The sequence below is a fragment of the Rhodococcus sp. BP-160 genome (assembly GCF_019836205.1).
Taxonomy (GTDB): domain Bacteria; phylum Actinomycetota; class Actinomycetes; order Mycobacteriales; family Mycobacteriaceae; genus Rhodococcoides.
Genome location: NZ_JABUEK010000002.1, coordinates 119,103 through 133,696 on the forward strand (window position 1 = coordinate 119,103; position 14,594 = coordinate 133,696).

14 protein-coding genes and 1 pseudogene are annotated in these 14,594 nt (G+C 68.2%); 10 read left to right on the top strand and 5 right to left on the bottom strand.

Annotated elements, in window-relative coordinates; genetic code table 11:
* Nucleotides 1-15: 15 nt before the first annotated feature.
* The gene (locus tag HQ306_RS06970) at nucleotides 16-993 is read right to left on the bottom strand and encodes an intradiol ring-cleavage dioxygenase (protein ID WP_222629887.1); all 978 of its coding nucleotides are present in this window, start codon (nucleotides 991-993) and stop codon (nucleotides 16-18) included.
* Between the two features lie 161 nt (nucleotides 994-1,154).
* Between HQ306_RS06970 and HQ306_RS06975 the strand changes: the two genes are divergently transcribed.
* Nucleotides 1,155-1,490, top strand: coding sequence for a nuclear transport factor 2 family protein (locus tag HQ306_RS06975; protein WP_222629890.1), 336 nt, complete (start codon nucleotides 1,155-1,157; stop codon nucleotides 1,488-1,490).
* 12 nt (nucleotides 1,491-1,502) lie between these two features.
* Nucleotides 1,503-2,315 carry a MerR family transcriptional regulator gene (locus HQ306_RS22550; protein WP_222629893.1) on the top strand — a complete coding sequence of 271 codons (813 nt, stop codon included), beginning with the start codon at nucleotides 1,503-1,505 and terminating at the stop codon, nucleotides 2,313-2,315.
* Nucleotides 2,316-2,490: 175 nt separating this feature from the next.
* Here HQ306_RS22550 and HQ306_RS06985 read toward each other — a convergent pair whose 3' ends face one another.
* Together HQ306_RS06985 and HQ306_RS06990 are read right to left on the bottom strand one after the other, a co-directional pair.
* Nucleotides 2,491-2,826 (bottom strand): hypothetical protein, encoded by a 336-nt coding sequence (locus HQ306_RS06985; RefSeq protein WP_222629909.1) that lies wholly within the window; start codon nucleotides 2,824-2,826, stop codon nucleotides 2,491-2,493.
* Between the two features lie 128 nt (nucleotides 2,827-2,954).
* Nucleotides 2,955-3,938 (bottom strand): bile acid:sodium symporter, encoded by a 984-nt coding sequence (locus HQ306_RS06990; RefSeq protein WP_222629912.1) that lies wholly within the window; start codon nucleotides 3,936-3,938, stop codon nucleotides 2,955-2,957.
* A 56-nt stretch (nucleotides 3,939-3,994) separates the two neighbouring features.
* On the opposite strand from HQ306_RS06990, the pseudogene HQ306_RS22120 reads away from it, so the two are divergent.
* Nucleotides 3,995-4,237 (top strand): annotated as a pseudogene (locus HQ306_RS22120) (hypothetical protein); the annotation flags it as partial.
* A gap of 63 nt (nucleotides 4,238-4,300) precedes the next feature.
* Here the strand turns inward: HQ306_RS22120 and HQ306_RS06995 are convergent.
* Nucleotides 4,301-5,269 carry a GlxA family transcriptional regulator gene (locus tag HQ306_RS06995; protein ID WP_222629915.1) on the bottom strand — a complete coding sequence of 323 codons (969 nt, stop codon included), beginning with the start codon at nucleotides 5,267-5,269 and terminating at the stop codon, nucleotides 4,301-4,303.
* 154 nt (nucleotides 5,270-5,423) lie between these two features.
* On the opposite strand from HQ306_RS06995, the gene HQ306_RS07000 reads away from it, so the two are divergent.
* From HQ306_RS07000 to HQ306_RS07020, 5 genes are all read left to right on the top strand, one after another.
* A complete protein-coding gene (locus tag HQ306_RS07000; protein WP_222629918.1) occupies nucleotides 5,424-6,056 on the top strand; it encodes an isochorismatase family protein in 633 nt (210 codons plus the stop codon).
* 33 nt (nucleotides 6,057-6,089) lie between these two features.
* Complete coding sequence (locus HQ306_RS07005) at nucleotides 6,090-6,740, top strand: dihydrofolate reductase family protein (protein ID WP_222629921.1); 651 nt, start codon at nucleotides 6,090-6,092, stop codon at nucleotides 6,738-6,740.
* A gap of 31 nt (nucleotides 6,741-6,771) precedes the next feature.
* Complete coding sequence (locus HQ306_RS07010; RefSeq protein WP_222629924.1) at nucleotides 6,772-10,296, top strand: AAA family ATPase; 3,525 nt, start codon at nucleotides 6,772-6,774, stop codon at nucleotides 10,294-10,296.
* Nucleotides 10,297-10,356: 60 nt separating this feature from the next.
* Nucleotides 10,357-11,373 (top strand): LacI family DNA-binding transcriptional regulator, encoded by a 1,017-nt coding sequence (locus HQ306_RS07015; protein WP_027505574.1) that lies wholly within the window; start codon nucleotides 10,357-10,359, stop codon nucleotides 11,371-11,373.
* 117 nt (nucleotides 11,374-11,490) lie between these two features.
* A complete protein-coding gene (locus HQ306_RS07020) occupies nucleotides 11,491-12,675 on the top strand; it encodes a phytanoyl-CoA dioxygenase family protein (protein WP_222629950.1) in 1,185 nt (394 codons plus the stop codon).
* A 1-nt stretch (nucleotide 12,676) separates the two neighbouring features.
* Here HQ306_RS07020 and HQ306_RS07025 read toward each other — a convergent pair whose 3' ends face one another.
* The gene (locus tag HQ306_RS07025) at nucleotides 12,677-12,880 is read right to left on the bottom strand and encodes a zinc-ribbon domain-containing protein (protein WP_027505576.1); all 204 of its coding nucleotides are present in this window, start codon (nucleotides 12,878-12,880) and stop codon (nucleotides 12,677-12,679) included.
* A gap of 69 nt (nucleotides 12,881-12,949) precedes the next feature.
* On the opposite strand from HQ306_RS07025, the gene HQ306_RS07030 reads away from it, so the two are divergent.
* Together HQ306_RS07030 and HQ306_RS07035 are read left to right on the top strand one after the other, a co-directional pair.
* On the top strand, nucleotides 12,950-14,212 hold the full coding sequence (locus HQ306_RS07030) for an MFS transporter (protein ID WP_222629955.1): 1,263 nt from the start codon (nucleotides 12,950-12,952) through the stop codon (nucleotides 14,210-14,212).
* Nucleotides 14,213-14,227: 15 nt separating this feature from the next.
* Nucleotides 14,228-14,590, top strand: a complete 363-nt coding sequence (locus tag HQ306_RS07035) for a metalloregulator ArsR/SmtB family transcription factor (RefSeq protein ID WP_027505578.1) — start codon at nucleotides 14,228-14,230, stop codon at nucleotides 14,588-14,590.
* The last annotated feature ends 4 nt before the right edge of the window (nucleotides 14,591-14,594 follow it).

A 14,594-nucleotide genomic window follows, 5' to 3' on the forward strand; every position in this document is an offset into this window, starting at 1 on the left:
CTTCTGTGTGAGTGGTCAGTTGGACGGTGCGGCGGGAGGGGTCCCGCCGCCCATGGGAGGTTGTCCGCCGCCGCCGGGCCCGCCCCCGGCGGGTGCTGCGCCGGCGGCGGGTTCGGTGGTGGTGTCGACGGCGACGGCCAGTGATCCGACGTAGCCGGAGGTGGGGTCGCCGGTGAAGGTGCCCATCTCGAGGTCGTGGCCGTCGCCGAACACGTTGTCGTTGTCGAGACTGCCGATCTGGGTGAGGTTCTCAGTCGACCCGGCGTAGGTGTCCAGCTGGTAGACGGCGTCGAGCATGTCCTGGGGGAAAGCGACCTGGGAGGTGGCTATCGCGTTGTCGGCGGTGGTGGCGGAGGCGACGTCCGGGTAGACCTCGAAGTGGATGTGCGTCCAGCGGCCGGAGTAGCAGGCCGGGACGATGGTCGTGAAGGTCACGACGCCGGCGGCATCGGCGACCTGGACGCCGCGCAGATAGGTTTCGTCCTCGATGCCGTCGGAGTACATCGAGTACTTGCCGGCTGCGTCGCAGTGCCACAGGTAGACGGCGGCGCCGGTGAAGGGGTTGTTGTCGTTCGCGAGGTCGGTGACGGTGAAGGTCATCGACAACGGAACTCCGGCGGCGACGGTGCCGCCGTCCAGGCTCGAGGTGACGTCGGCGCGGACGATTCCCGATTCCTCGAGGACGTTGACGCCGTTGCTTCCGTCGGCCGGGTAGGGGCCGTTGGTCTCGTCGGGGATCTCGTTCGTGGCGACTGCGGCGGCGACAGCGGTGGTGGTCGTGGTGCTCGCGGTGTCGGACGACCCCGAGCACGCGGCCAGGGCCAGTGCTCCGGCTCCGGCGCCGACGACGCTGAGGACTCGGCGGCGGGTGACGAGAGTGGCGATGTCGAAACCGACTCCCTGATCGACGACGTCCTCGTCGGGCCGGGGGAGTGGGCGCCCGGCGTAGGTGGGCCCGTCGGGTGTGGGCGTGGGTTCGGGAACGGCGCTCATTGCTGTAGCTCCTCGGTTGTCGCGGTGTGCGTTTCGGTGTGGAGTCGATACTTCGTGAGGTTCCGGGGAGCGGCCTGCACGCCAGCTGTGAGGCACCCGGGAGCGTGTGTGGTCCGGCCACCACTTGACCTTCACCTCGGGGCAGGGCTGATTCTCGACGCATGACCACCACAGATGCTCCCGACGTCGTTCTCCGCTACCTCGATGCCGCCGACCGCGACGACAGCGACTCACTCACGTCATGCTTTGCTCCGGACGGAACTGTGACGGACGAAGGCCACACCTACCGGGGCCGCGACGAGATCCGCGCGTGGCGTGAGACCGTGGCCGGCCGCTACACCTACACCACGACGGTGACGGGGTCCGAGCTCGTCGATGCGAGGAATCATCGAGTCTCGGTTCGTATCGCCGGGAACTTCCCCGGTGGGGTGGCCGACCTCGTCTACCGATTCGAGCTCGCCGACGGCGTGATCTCACGGTTGACCATCGGTGGATGAGAGACTGGGTCCGTGGCGGCGCGGGTGACCATCGGCGAGTTCTCGACGATGACGAGACTGACGCGAAAAGCGTTGCGGCTCTATCACGATGCTGGCCTCCTGGAACCGGTCGACGTCGATCCGTCGAGCGGGTACCGCTATTACGACGTCTCCCAGGTCGCGAGTGCACAAGTGATCAAGCGACTGCGCGACCTCGACATGCCGCTTCCTGATGTGCGGTCCTACGTCACCGCCGAGAACGACAGTGTTCGGCGCAGTGTGCTCACGCAGCACCTCGATCGCCTGGAGTCGGAATTGCGGCGGACGCACGACGCGGTGTCATCTCTCCGCGCACTGGTGAACGAGTCGACGACGTCGCCGTCGATCGAGATGCGGACCGACCCCCCGATCGTCGCCGTGGCCGTCAGCGGCACCGTGACGCTGTCCGGCGTCGCGGACTGGTGGAATACCGCGCACCACACCCTGATCGAGCGCCTGAGTAGTGCTGGGATCGAGGCTGTCGGGCCGCTCGGGGCCGACTTCGACAAGGAACTGTTCGCGGACGAGACGGGCTCCGCATCATTGTGGTACCCCGTCGACGCGACGCGCGCGGCTCGGTGCGCTCTCGACGTGGTGACGGTTGCCGGAGGCCACTTCGCCGTGGCGCTGCACGACGGTCCGGACGCCCGGATCGACGAGACGTACTCTGCGCTCGGCACCCATGCCGCAGAACACGGCATCGGACGAGAAGGACCCGTGCGTGAGCGCTATCCGCGAGGCGTCGTCTTCGAGGGTGAACTGGTGACGGAGATCGGCTGGCCGGTCCGGGACCCCACCGCGCTGTGACCGCGACCGTCAAGGTCCGGTTGCGCGCGTTGCGTGATGACGATTGTGAGTGGTGGTGATGACCACGCTCGGAACGTAGAGGGCGAGGACGTGTGGCCGACATTCACGGCGGACACCTGGAAATCGGTCCAGATGCGCAGCGCCGCAGCGACGACGAAGACGAGTGCTGCCGCGATCACGAGGTCACCCGACCCTCGACGGCCGAATTGTGGCGGCGTGTGATGACGACGTGGGGAAGAAAGTAGCCGATCGTCAGCACTGCCGCGCTCAGCGCGATGGGTCCCGCGAAGGAATGTGGCCACAACGCCGGTCCGAGGTAGAAGCTGCCGAGCATCAGCGCGAAGACGCCGAGCCCGCGAAGCAGGCGAATTCTCGTCGTGATCCGAGTCGCGGTGTTCTCATGTGTGAGCGACAGAACGACTCGCGGGTTCTCCCGAGCCGTGACCTTGGCACCCACTGCAGCCAGAGCGCTGCCGATGACGACGAGCGCGACGGCCGGGATCACGGTCATCTGCTTCTCCTCACGTGGCGGATCTCCTCAGCGTACCGATCGGTTCGTACGGCGGCTCCTCATGGCCCGTCTGTGGGCGGACGCCGCGCGGCGTCCACCGACAGGTGCTCGCACCATCACACACGGCATCAGGTTCGCGCGGCGGGTACGAGTCTCGGAACCAGTCGCACGTAGACCACCATGCCGAGCAGCTCGACCAGTGTCTGTGTCACCACCACGACGGCAGCGAGGTCGAGTGCCGGCGGAAGGGCGAGGGCAAGGGGGAGAACGACGAGAGAGTTACGAGTCGCACCCGAGAAGACGAGTGCCCGTGTCGACGGCACGTCCTGACCGAACACCCGACCCACGCCGATGCCGGCCGGTGCCATGACCACGAGAAACGCGACGAAGACGAGGGCCGCGACGATGAGTCGGTCGAACTCGCCTCGGACCGAATCGATCTGCGACGCGACGACCACCGCGAGCGTCGCCATCATGAGGGGCACCATCGCGGCGGCCATCACGTCCATCAGCTGCAGGCCGACCCGATGCCGTCGGGCGAGTGCTTGCGTCAGTGCGGCCACCGTCAGAGGGACGACGATGAGCAGGACGAAGGCCTCCACGAACGGTGCCACGTCGATGACGGCCACCGTCTCGGATCCGGCGAACACCCACAGCCAGAGGGGAAGCAAGGCGACCTGCAGCAGCATCAGCAAGGGAGCGGCAGCGAGAAGCCGCGTCGACGCGGCACCCGCGAGCCCACTGAACACGATGACATAGTCGATACACGGAGCCAGCAGGACGAGCACGATGCCCACGAGTACCGCCCTCTCGTCCGCGACGACCCGCGTGAGGGCGAGGACGACCACCGGGACCACCACGAAGTTGAGGACCGCGACGGCTGCGAGGAAGCGGTCATCGCGGAGGGATCGACCGATCTCCGCGAACGGGACTGCCAGGAACGTCGCGTAGAGCAGGGCGACGAGTACCGGATCGATGGCGTGTTCGAAGGTCGGGGCTCTCTGCGGGAAGGTCAGCCCCACAATGGCTCCGACGGTCAGTGCCGCGAGATACAAGCCGATTTGGTGTCTGTCCCACCACTGTGCGGCGGGGTTGTTCGCCCAGTCGGTCATGCGACGACACTAAGCGAGGGAACCACTGTTCAGAAATCGATGAATTCAGAATAAACGGTCGCGAACTCGGTTCTGCCACGGCGGTGGCCGATTCGAAGCAGACCCTTCTGTGCACGTACCTGTCGGCCGTCGTCCTCATCGGGCTGGCGCTGCATGCGACTCTCGGATGGTCGTGGGCCGATCCCGTTGCTGCTCTTGTCATCTCGGTTCTTGCGGTGCGTGAGGGCAGAAATGCATGGAGGGGCGACGTCTGCTGCGAGTCACCGCGGTCGGGGTGTGGCGCAGCCACCAGCAGATGACCGCCACCACCCCCTCGAGGTCGACGCAGTCCACCATCCTTCCGGCCCGATCGGACCTTCCGGTCAGGCCGGGAGGTGCGCCCGATCGCGTGAGGTGAAGTGGCGGCGGTACTCCGACGGCGTGGTCGAGAAGGAGGCGGCGAAGCGTTGACGAAACGTCACCGGGCTACCGAATCCGCACGCGGACGCCACGGCGTCGATGGACCAGTCCGTCGTCTCGAGCAGCCGCCGGCTCTCGTCGAGCCGACGTTCGAGAACCCACCGCGCGGGCGTCGCGCCCGTCGAGCGCGCGAAGTGACGAACGAAGCTGCGGCGGCTCATGCGCGCATGATCGGCCAGGCGGTCGATCGACAACTCCTCGTCGAGATGGCCGAGGATCCACTCCTGGACATCGGCGATAGTCGTGTCGGCGGCAGGTTCGCTGAGAGGCCGTTCGATGTACTGCGCCTGCCCACCCTCGCGGTGCGGTGCGATCACCAGCTGCCGCGCGACCCGAGTGGCGGCGGCGGCGCCCAGATGTTTTCGGACGAGGTGCAGACACGCGTCGATCGAGGAGACGGTTCCTGCCGAGGTGACGACGTCGCCGTGATCGATGTAGAGAACGGAGGGGTCCACGGTGCTGCCGTCGCTGCGCTCCGCGAGGTCGGCGAGTGCAGCCCAGTGCGTCACGACGGAGCGTCCTTCCAGGAGGCCCGAATCGGCCACGGCGAAGGCGCCCAGACACAGGCCGACGATCACGGCGCCGCGCGAGTGTGCCTCGCGGACAGCGTGTCCGACGGTGTCGCCGAGACGCGGGAGCGACGTGTGCCAGGACGGCACGATCACGATGTCGGCCGTGGTGGTGACATCTGGACCCACCACGTCACCGAGCACGTATCCCTCGGAGGTCCTGATGCTGCCGGGCGAGTCCGACCACAGCGTCGTTTCCCAGTCGGATGCCAGACCCAGCCGCTGCACCTCGCCGAACACCATGAGCGGGGCGGCGAGGTGGAACATGGTGACGTCGTCGAACGCGTAGATCGCGATACGCACGGGTGACTCCTCCGATACAGAACTCGAGTTGGCTCGAATTCATCGTAAGCGTGCATACGTGCCACTGTTCTGCGACCGAAGGCGGGAGAACACTGAGGTGGTGGGTCGGCCCGGTCGGGCAGACCACGTCACACACCGTCAGGAAAGAGGAGACATGACACCACGCCGGGCACTGATCGTCGTCGATGTGCAGCAGGAGTACTTCTCGGGGCCCCTCGAGATCGCCTACCCGCCTCGCGCCGAGTCGCTCGCCAACATCGTGTCGGCCATCGAGACGGCCGTCGACGCAGGAATTCCCGTCCTCGCGGTACAACACAGCATGCCCGAGGGCGCACCGGTCTTCGCCCCGGGCACCGACGGCTACGCCCTGCACCAGGACATCGAGTCGGCGCTGCCTGCGGGCGTCACACGCGTGCAGAAGCAGTACGGCAGCGTCTTCGCGGGAACGGACGTGGCCGAGCAGCTTCGGGCCCGAGACGTCGACACGATCACGATCGTCGGCTTCATGACAAACAACTGTGACCTCGCGACTGCCGTCGAGGCCGAAGGTCTCGGCTTCGCGGCAGAGATCCTGTCGGACGCGTCCGGTGCGATCGACCTCTCCAACGCGGCGGGAACCGCGTCCGCGAAGGTCGTGCACACGACGCTCATGACGCTGCTGCACTCGAACTTCGCGGCGGTGGCCACGACGACCGCGTGGTCCGACGCGGTGCGCGCAGAGACGCCGCTCGACAAGAGCAATCTCGTCGAGTCCGCGATGACCGGCCGTGACGCCGTGCGAGTCTGATCACCGACCACCTTCCTCGAGTCGGGAGCAGACATGACGCAGTTGTCGAGAGTGCAGAACTTCACCGTGTCCCGCGACGGGGTGGCCGCCGGCGTCGAGCAGAGCCTCGAGAACCCGTTCGGCCTGGACCATCGTGAGCTCATGTCGTGGTATCTCGGCACCGCGAGCATGCCGGGACGCCCCGGATCCGGCGGTACGCGCGGCCTCGACGACTACTTCGCTCGGGATTTCGCCAACAACATCGGTGCCGAAATCATGGGGCGCAACAAGTTCGGCCCACAACGCGGACCGTGGGCCGATCACGAATGGCAGGGATGGTGGGGTGACGAGCCGCCGTTCCACACGCCGGTCTTCGTGATGACGCATCATGTGCGGCCGTCCCTCACCCTGTCCGACACCACGTTCCATTTCGTCGATGCCGCCCCGTCCGATGTCCTGACGCAGGCGAAGGCTGCGGCGAACGGTCGAGACGTCCGGATCGGTGGCGGTGTCACCACGGTCCGGGAGTTCCTCGACGCCGACCTCCTCGACACGCTGCACGTCGCGGTCGCACCCGTCGATCTCGGACCGGGCCTGGCGCTGTGGGAGTCCCCGGACGATCTGAACGATCGCTTCGAGCACGAGGTCGTTCCCAGCGCGAGCGGTGTCGTGCACCATCTGTTCTGGAGGCGCCATCAGACGTAAGGTTCCCGCCGACCCGGGATAACTTACAACTGTGTCGCTTCCTTCTCGTGCCGTGATCCGGCTCATCGGATCGCCGCGGGTGGAGAGCGACGCGGGCGTCGTCGACGTCCGGGCCTTCGGCGGACCTCGGTGTGCGACGGTGTTCTCGTATCTGGCGATGAATCACGGACGCGGTGTGGTGTACGGCGAGCTCGCCTCGGTGATCTGGTCGACCGATCGACCCACCACCTGGTCGTCGGCCGTTCGGAGCGTCCTGTCCAAGGTCCGCGAGCTGCTGGCGACGAGTGCAGCGCTGGCGGGCACCACCGTGTCCAGTCGATCAGGAGCGGTGACACTGACGCTCGGCCCCACGGTGATCGTGGATCTGGACCTGGCGCGTCGGCACCTGGATCCCGATCACCACTCGGCGGATGCGCGTGCCGATCGCGCCGGTGAGTTGCTCGGCCTGCTCGACGCTCCACCTCTGGACGGCCTGCACGGAACCTGGGCCGACGAGGTTCGCACCGTGTTCGGCCGCATCCGTCTTCGTGCACTGGAGGTGGACGCCGCCGCCTCGCTCGAACTCGGTCGCCACGAGCACGCGCTGGCCCGGGCGCAGGAGCTGCTCGACTCGGACCCTTTCTGCGAGGCCGCCTACCGGGTCGCCATGCGTGCGCACGACGCCCTGGGAAACCGCGCTCGCGCCCTCGGTGTCGCCGAGCGGTGCCGCACCGTGCTGGCCACCGAACTCGGCGTGGAGATGTCCGCGGAGACCCAGCGAGTGTTCGTCGAGTTGCTCCGAGATCCCGACGCGATCGAGGTGACGACACCGTCGTCGTCGCAGATGGTCGTCGTCCCGGCTCGACGAGCGGAGGTGGACCGCGTCGGGGCCACTCCTCCGGGCGATTCGCCCTTGCTCGTGGGACGTACCAGGGAACTCGACGTCATCGCGTCGGCCGTCGAGGCGGCCGCGGGTGGGGCCGGTCAGCTCGTCGTCGTCTCCGGCGACGCCGGCGTCGGCAAGTCGACGGTGGTGACCGCGGCGCTGAACCGTGCCGACTCCGCCGGCGCCGACGTGCTCTACGGGCGGTGCAGCATGGACACGGTCGTCCCGTTCGAACCGTTCATCGACGCACTCGGGCGCGAGAACGACCGGAACGACGATGCTCCCGCCGCCTCCGCCGTCCGCGAGATGCTGACGACCGGGTGGGTCGACACGGATCGGTGGTCGGCCGAGGGACCCGACGCGGATCATCGCGCGATGCTCTCGTCGGCGATGGAACGGTGGTTGACCGGTCCCACCCGTCGTCGGGTGACGGTGTTCGCGATCGACGATCTGCAGTGGGCGTCGCAGGCCACGCTCTCCGTGCTGCGATTCCTCGTACACGCGGCGGCCCGCCATCGCCTCTGTGTGGTCGTGACGATGCGCGGAGCGCAGCTCGACGGTCCTGCGGCGGACCTGCGGTCGGCCCTGCCGCCGTCCTCGGTGCACACGGTGTCGATCCCGGCCCTCACAGTCGAGGACGTGCAGGACTGGACGCGCCGGTGCGGCAGCACCTTGGACCCGATCTGGTTGCACGGCTGGACATCCGGATCACCGATCTTCCTCGAGGCCGTGTTCGACGCGCATCGGCGCGAGCCGGACGGACCGTCACCGGCGTCCCTGGCGGACGCCGTGCTGTGGGTCCTTCACCGCCTGACTCCGACCGCGCGGGAGATCGTGACGCTGTGTGCCGTCGCAGGAGTCAGCGCCACGCGCGTCGTCGTGCGCACCGCGCTCGCCACCCTCGACGACCGTTCCTTCGCTCGGGCGCTCGACGAACTGGCCGCCGCCGGTCTGGTGATCGAGGGACGAGCGCAGGACGTCCTGCACCTACGCCACGCGCTGATCGTCGACGTCGTCGACGCCACGCTGTCCGGGGCCGATCGCGCGGCGGCGCATTCTGCCGTCGCGGCCGCACTCATCGGCTCGGGGGCCACGTCCACCGTCGACGAGCTCGCCAGGACCGCAGGTCACCTCGAACGCGCGCTCGACGCCGACCGGTCGGCGGCAGCGGAGTATCTACGTCGTGCGGGCGAGAGGTCCTACGCCGTCGCGGCGTACGAGGACGCCGCCGAGTTCTTTCAGAGGGCGTCTGAGCGCAGCGTTCCCGGGGGCGACACCCGCGCACGATGCGAACTGTTCATCCGGCAGGGGCGTTCGCAGCGGCGTGCACTGGACCGCGGCTACGGCGCGACCCTGCTGGACGCCGCCGAGATGGCGCGCCGACTGGGCGATCTCGATCTGCTGCTGGACGCGCTCACCGCGGACGTCATCGACGGCATCGCCCTGTTCCAGCTCTACGAACCCGACCCGAGGCGGACGGAGCACCTGCGGACAGGGCTCGATGCTCTCGAGAGGGCGGGTCGCGGTGCTTCCGGCGCTGCCTCCGAGCTCCTGACCCAGATGGTGGAGGAACTGGCATGGACCTCGACCGGATGGTCGGGTCGTGCTGCAGACCTCGCGCGCGCGGCCGACATGGCGCGCGGTGCAGGAGACGACGACGCCCTCGCCCACGCTCTGCGCGCCGTTCTCACCGGCCTGCGGCTGCCTCGCTTCCGGCAGCAGCGGGCCGAGGCGCTCGCCGAGCTGGTGCGACTGGTGGACCTCGGACCGGGGCACCTCGATCCGTCGCTCGCCGTCACCATGGCGCGGGCGCACATCGAGTCCGGTGAGCCGCGCGAGGCCGCCGCGGCTCTCGACGCCGTGTCGGCCACGCGGCTCGCGCTGGACGAGGAGGCCCTCTGGACGGTGCAGTGCATGCGGGTCGGACTTCTCGTCGCGACGGGTGAGTTGCGCCGTGCCGCAGAGGTTCTCGAGGACGACGTTCGCCGCCCGCCGCCGGCGCCGATGGGGCGGCACACGTGGGGCCGGGAGATGAATGCCGTCTTCCTGCTCGGGATGTTCCGAGACGGGCTCGGTGAGTTCGCGGCGATGAAGCGGGACATGGAGCCACTCTTCGAGGCTCTCCCCGCCTATCGAGCAGCCTTCGCGTTGTCCGCCGTGGACAGCGGCGACACGGACGGCGCCCGATCCCTCGTGCAGTGGTTCGAGAACGGCAGACTGGCGGCGCTCTCCGTCGACACCTTGTGGCTCATCACTGTCGTCCTGGCGGCGCGCGCGGCTGCGGCGACGGCATCCACCGCGGTGTGCGAGGACGCGCTCGCACTGCTGGCTCCCTACGCCGATCACACCGTCCTGCTGACTCCCGGTGTCCTCGGAATCGTTCACCACCATCTCGCCGACCTCTGCGCGGCACTCGGACGGTGGGACGACGCGCACGCTCACGTCCGGCGTGCCCGCGCCGCGCACGCCGCTCGCGGCTATCGGATGTGGGAGGCCGAGAGTGTGCTCCTCGCCGCTCGCATCGCGGTGTCCCGCGGCGAGCCCGTCGACGCGGTCGACGTTCGTGCGGCCCGGTCGACGGCGCGAGAGTGCGAGGCGGCGGCGTTGCTCGACCGTTTCGAGGAGATTCCGCTCGGCCCGGGCACTCCCGACCGACGGCCCCGACAGCCCAGAGGACCACGTCGGACTTGATAGCGTGTCGCTGATCGGGCAGTCGCGCGGCGCAGTGCCGTCGTCACCTCAGGAGCAGCAGTGGCGCATCGTTACCGGGTCAGAGAGATCGCGCAACAAGCGGAGTTGAGCGAGGCCACGGTCGACCGTGTGCTCAACGATCGCCCCGGTGTCCGCCCGTCGACACGGGAGATGGTGGCGCGGGCGATCGCCGATCTCGACGGCCAACGAGAACAACTGCGGTTCAGTGGACGCAAATACATGCTCGATGTCGTCATGTCTGCGCCCGATCGTTTCTCGAAGACCTTCAAGCGTGCGGTCGAGGCCGAACTGCCGAGTCTCGAACCCGCCACGGTGCGCGCACGGTTTCATCTGCAGGAGAGCGCCACCGCCGAGGCGGTGGTCGCGCGGCTGAACAGGCTGTCGGGCAGCGGATCTCAGGGCGTCATTCTGAAGGCGCCTGCCGTACCGGACGTCGCCGCCGCGGTCGATCGCCTCGTGGCCGCCGGGATTCCCGTGGTGACCTACGTGACCGACATTCCGGGGAGCCGACGGTCCGGGTACGTGGGAATGGACAATCGTGCAGCGGGGGAGACGGCCGCCTATCTGATCACCACGATGATGGCCGATCACCCGGGTGACGTCCTGATCACGTTGAGCAGCAACGCGTTCCACGGCGAGGAGGAGCGGGAGATGGGCTTTCGCACCGCGCTGCGACGACTACCCGGACCTGTGCGGACGGTCGTCGAGATCGCGGAGAACGACGGGCTCGACGATCGCGTGGAGTCGCTGGTTCTCGACGCCCTCGATCGTCACCCCACCATCTCCGCCGTCTACTCGTGTGGCGGCGGGAACTCGGCCATCGTGCGGGCCTTCCGGACGCTGGATCGACCCTGCCGGGTGTTCGTCGCGCACGACCTCGATGCGGACAACCGGGACCTGCTGTATCGCCGACAGATCAGCGCGGTTCTCGAGCACGACATGCGCGCGGACGCTCAGCGTGCGTGTCGGATGGTGCTGCACGCGCGCGATGCCTCGACCGCGGTCCGCGGATCCTCGTCACCCATCCGCATCGTCACCCCGTTCAACATGCCCTGACCGCTCGGGCGGGTCCCGTCTCGAGGGGAAACTGAGGGTTCGAAGCCTTGTCTCGAGGTGTCCGCGCCCGGCAGGCTCGACCATGACGACAACGGCCATCGGGACCGAGGAGCAGGTATGACCAGCAACATCAGCAGCCACTCGCACCGCGCGGATCGCCTCCGCGCGGCCGACTGCGACATCGAGGAGTTCCGGGCACTGGTGTCCGAGAGCACCCAGCTCGCCGACCACCCCCACGCGTCCGACGTGGTGCAGAACGTGCTCGTGTACGACGGACCGGAGCTCGCGCGGCGGGCGACCGACGACCAGGTGCGCGCCGACATCCAGGACGAACTGGCGAATGCACTCCTGAACGGCCCCGGCATCGTGGTGTTCCGCGGTGCCTTCACGGCCGACCACGCGGTCGCGGAGACCACCCGCACGTACCGGGACGTCATTCGTGGCCAGCGCGAGAGCGGTGTGAGCAACGGTGACCACTTCGCGAAGCCGGGAGCGAACGATCGCATCTGGTCGGCCCTGCAGAAGTTGGCGGTCGCCGAGCCCGAGCAGTTCGCTCGGTACTACGCCAACGACCTCCTGGCGCTGGTGGCGGAGGCGTGGCTCGGGCCGATGTATCAGGTCACGTCCGCCATCAACGTCGTCAATCCCGGTGGCGCCGCCCAGAATCCGCATCGTGACTACCACCTCGGGTTCATGTCGACCGACACGGCCGCGGCGTTCCGGGCGCACATCCACCGCCTGTCACCGGCGCTGACACTGCAGGGAGCGGTGGCGCACTGCGACATGCCGATCGAGAGCGGCCCGACGATGTATCTGCCGCACTCACAGAAGTTCGAGGCCGGCTACATCGCCTTCAAGCTCCCCGAGTTCCGGGAGTACTTCGCCGACAACCACGTTCAGCTTCCGCTTCGGGAGGGCGACGCCGTGTTCTTCAATCCGGCGCTGTTCCACGCGGCAGGGCACAACACCTCGACCGACATCTTCAGGATGGCGAACCTGCTGCAGATCTCCTCGCCGTTCGGCCGCGCGCTCGACAGCGTCGACCGGCAGACGATCGTGTCCGCCCTGTATCCGACGCTGGTGGACTGGGCGGCGGAGGGTCGTGAGCGGGACGTCGCCAACGTGATCGCGGCGTCGGCCGAGGGCTACGCGTTCCCGTCGAACCTCGACCTCGACCAGCCGATCAGCGGTCTGGCGGGGGAGACGCACGCCGAACTGGTGCGGCGCGCGCTGGCGAGCGGGCTCGACGCCGCCGAGTTCGACGCCGCCGCGGCGGATCTGTTCGCCCGCCACCGGGCGTGACTCACACCTCGGTCGCGGTCCCGCAGATTCCGCACACCTCGAGCACGCGCCGCTTCCAGCGTGCGACGGGGATGAAGAAGACGCTGAGCTGCGTGTACTGCCGCATCCGCTCCCACTGGGTGGTGTTGTGGCAGCGGGGGCACGTCCGAGTGCTGCCGGCGCCGAGCGAGGACCGTTTCGTGCCGTATCCGAAGAGGAAGAACATCGGACCAGCCTAGAGGCCACCGAACTCCCATGTGTGCGCACGTGCGCACACATGGGTATGGTCGTCGGCATGGCCGTTCTGCAGGTTCGATCCGAGTCCGTTCTCGCGGTCCCGGCGTTTCGCAGGCTCTTCACCGCGCAGGTGGTGGCACTGGTCGGCACCGGTCTGCTCACCGTGGCGCTGGGACTTCTTGCCTACGACATCGCCGGTAGTTCCGCCGGCGCTGTCCTCGGTACGGCGCTGGCCGTCAAGATGGTCGCCTACGTCGGGGTGGCTCCGGTCATGTCCGTGCTCACCGGCCGTCTGCCACGCACGACCGTGCTGGTGTCCGCGGACGTCGTACGGATCGTGATCGCGGTACTGCTGCCGTTCGTGACGCAGGTGTGGCAGGTGTACGTGCTCGTGTTCGTCCTGCAGGCGGCCTCGGCCACCTTCACGCCGACCTTCCAGGCCGTCGTTCCCGCGGTGATCTCCCGCGACGATCAGTACACCCGCGCGCTCTCGCTGTCCCGGCTCGCCTACGACCTCGAGTCGCTGGTGAGTCCGATGCTCGCCGCGGCGCTGCTCACCGTCGTGTCGTATCACTCGCTGTTCGTCGGCACAGCAGTAGGTTTCGCGCTGTCGGCCGTCCTCGTGGTGAACACCCGAATTCCGGACAGAGAGCCCCGGTCCGCTCCGGACGGGTCTCGGTCGTTCGGTGACCGACTCGTGGCCGGAGTGCGCCGCTTCGGCACTCGTCCGGCGCTCCGGGGGCTGCTCGCACTGAACCTCGTCGTCGCGGCCGGAACGGCGTTGGTGATCGTCAACAGCGTCGTCTACGTGCGCGACATCGTGGGTGGGCCGGCCAGCGCCCTGGCCGTGGCCCTCGGGGTCTTCGGCGGCGGGTCGATGGTGGTGGCGTTCGCAGTTCCCCGCATTCTCACAGTCGTCGACGACCGTCGGCTGATGCTCGCCGGTGGTGTGGTCGTCTCTCTCGGGACGACGGGTGCTGTCGCGCTCGCCGCCCTCCGTCCGAGCGGTGCCGCGGGCTGGGCGTCACTCGCCGTCGTCTGGGCCGTGGTGGGCGCCGGAACGTCGATGATCTCCACCCCGTCTGCGCGCGTGATCACCCGAGACTCCGACGACGGTGACCGGGACGAGCTCTTCACGGCGCAGTTCTCGCTGTCTCATGCGTGCTTCCTGCTCACCTATCCGGTCGCGGGCTGGGTGGGCGCCGAGGTGAGTCAGGTCGTCGCCGCGTCGATCATCGCCGTCCTCGCTACACTTGCCGCGCTGGGTGCCGGTCGGCTCTGGACTCCGGCATCGACGGTGGGCGCGCCACCGACCGAGTAGACGGAAGCGGCGATCATGACGGCATCGGACGAGAAGCGGGCTCACGCGAGTCTCGACCACGCCGACCGCCCGGACCGCGCGCGTCTCGAGGCCGCCGGCGACACGTTCCGCATGCTGTCCGATCCCACTCGGCTGCACCTGCTCTGGACGCTGAGCCACGGACCCGCCGACGTCACGGCACTCACGGAGGAGACCGGCGCGTCCCGCACAGCGGTGAGTCAGCATCTGGCGAAGCTGCGCTTCGTCGGCATGGTCGAGACCGAACGCAGCGGCCGCAACGTCATCTACCGACTCGCCGACGGCCACCTGGCCCGGCTGGTACGAGAGGGTCTCAACTTCGCCGATCACACCGTGACCGGCGAGCCTCCACATCACTGATCGG

Coding starts and splice junctions, on each gene's coding strand:
- HQ306_RS06970 (WP_222629887.1), bottom strand. CDS start 993: ATGAGCGCCGTTCCCGAACCCACGCCCACACCCGACGGGCCCACCTAC.
- HQ306_RS07000 (WP_222629918.1), top strand. CDS start 5,424: ATGACACCACGCCGGGCACTGATCGTCGTCGATGTGCAGCAGGAGTAC.
- HQ306_RS07020 (WP_222629950.1), top strand. CDS start 11,491: ATGACCAGCAACATCAGCAGCCACTCGCACCGCGCGGATCGCCTCCGC.
- HQ306_RS06990 (WP_222629912.1), bottom strand. CDS start 3,938: ATGACCGACTGGGCGAACAACCCCGCCGCACAGTGGTGGGACAGACAC.
- HQ306_RS07030 (WP_222629955.1), top strand. CDS start 12,950: ATGGCCGTTCTGCAGGTTCGATCCGAGTCCGTTCTCGCGGTCCCGGCG.
- HQ306_RS07005 (WP_222629921.1), top strand. CDS start 6,090: ATGACGCAGTTGTCGAGAGTGCAGAACTTCACCGTGTCCCGCGACGGG.
- HQ306_RS07035 (WP_027505578.1), top strand. CDS start 14,228: ATGACGGCATCGGACGAGAAGCGGGCTCACGCGAGTCTCGACCACGCC.
- HQ306_RS06975 (WP_222629890.1), top strand. CDS start 1,155: ATGACCACCACAGATGCTCCCGACGTCGTTCTCCGCTACCTCGATGCC.
- HQ306_RS06985 (WP_222629909.1), bottom strand. CDS start 2,826: ATGACCGTGATCCCGGCCGTCGCGCTCGTCGTCATCGGCAGCGCTCTG.
- HQ306_RS07025 (WP_027505576.1), bottom strand. CDS start 12,880: ATGTTCTTCCTCTTCGGATACGGCACGAAACGGTCCTCGCTCGGCGCC.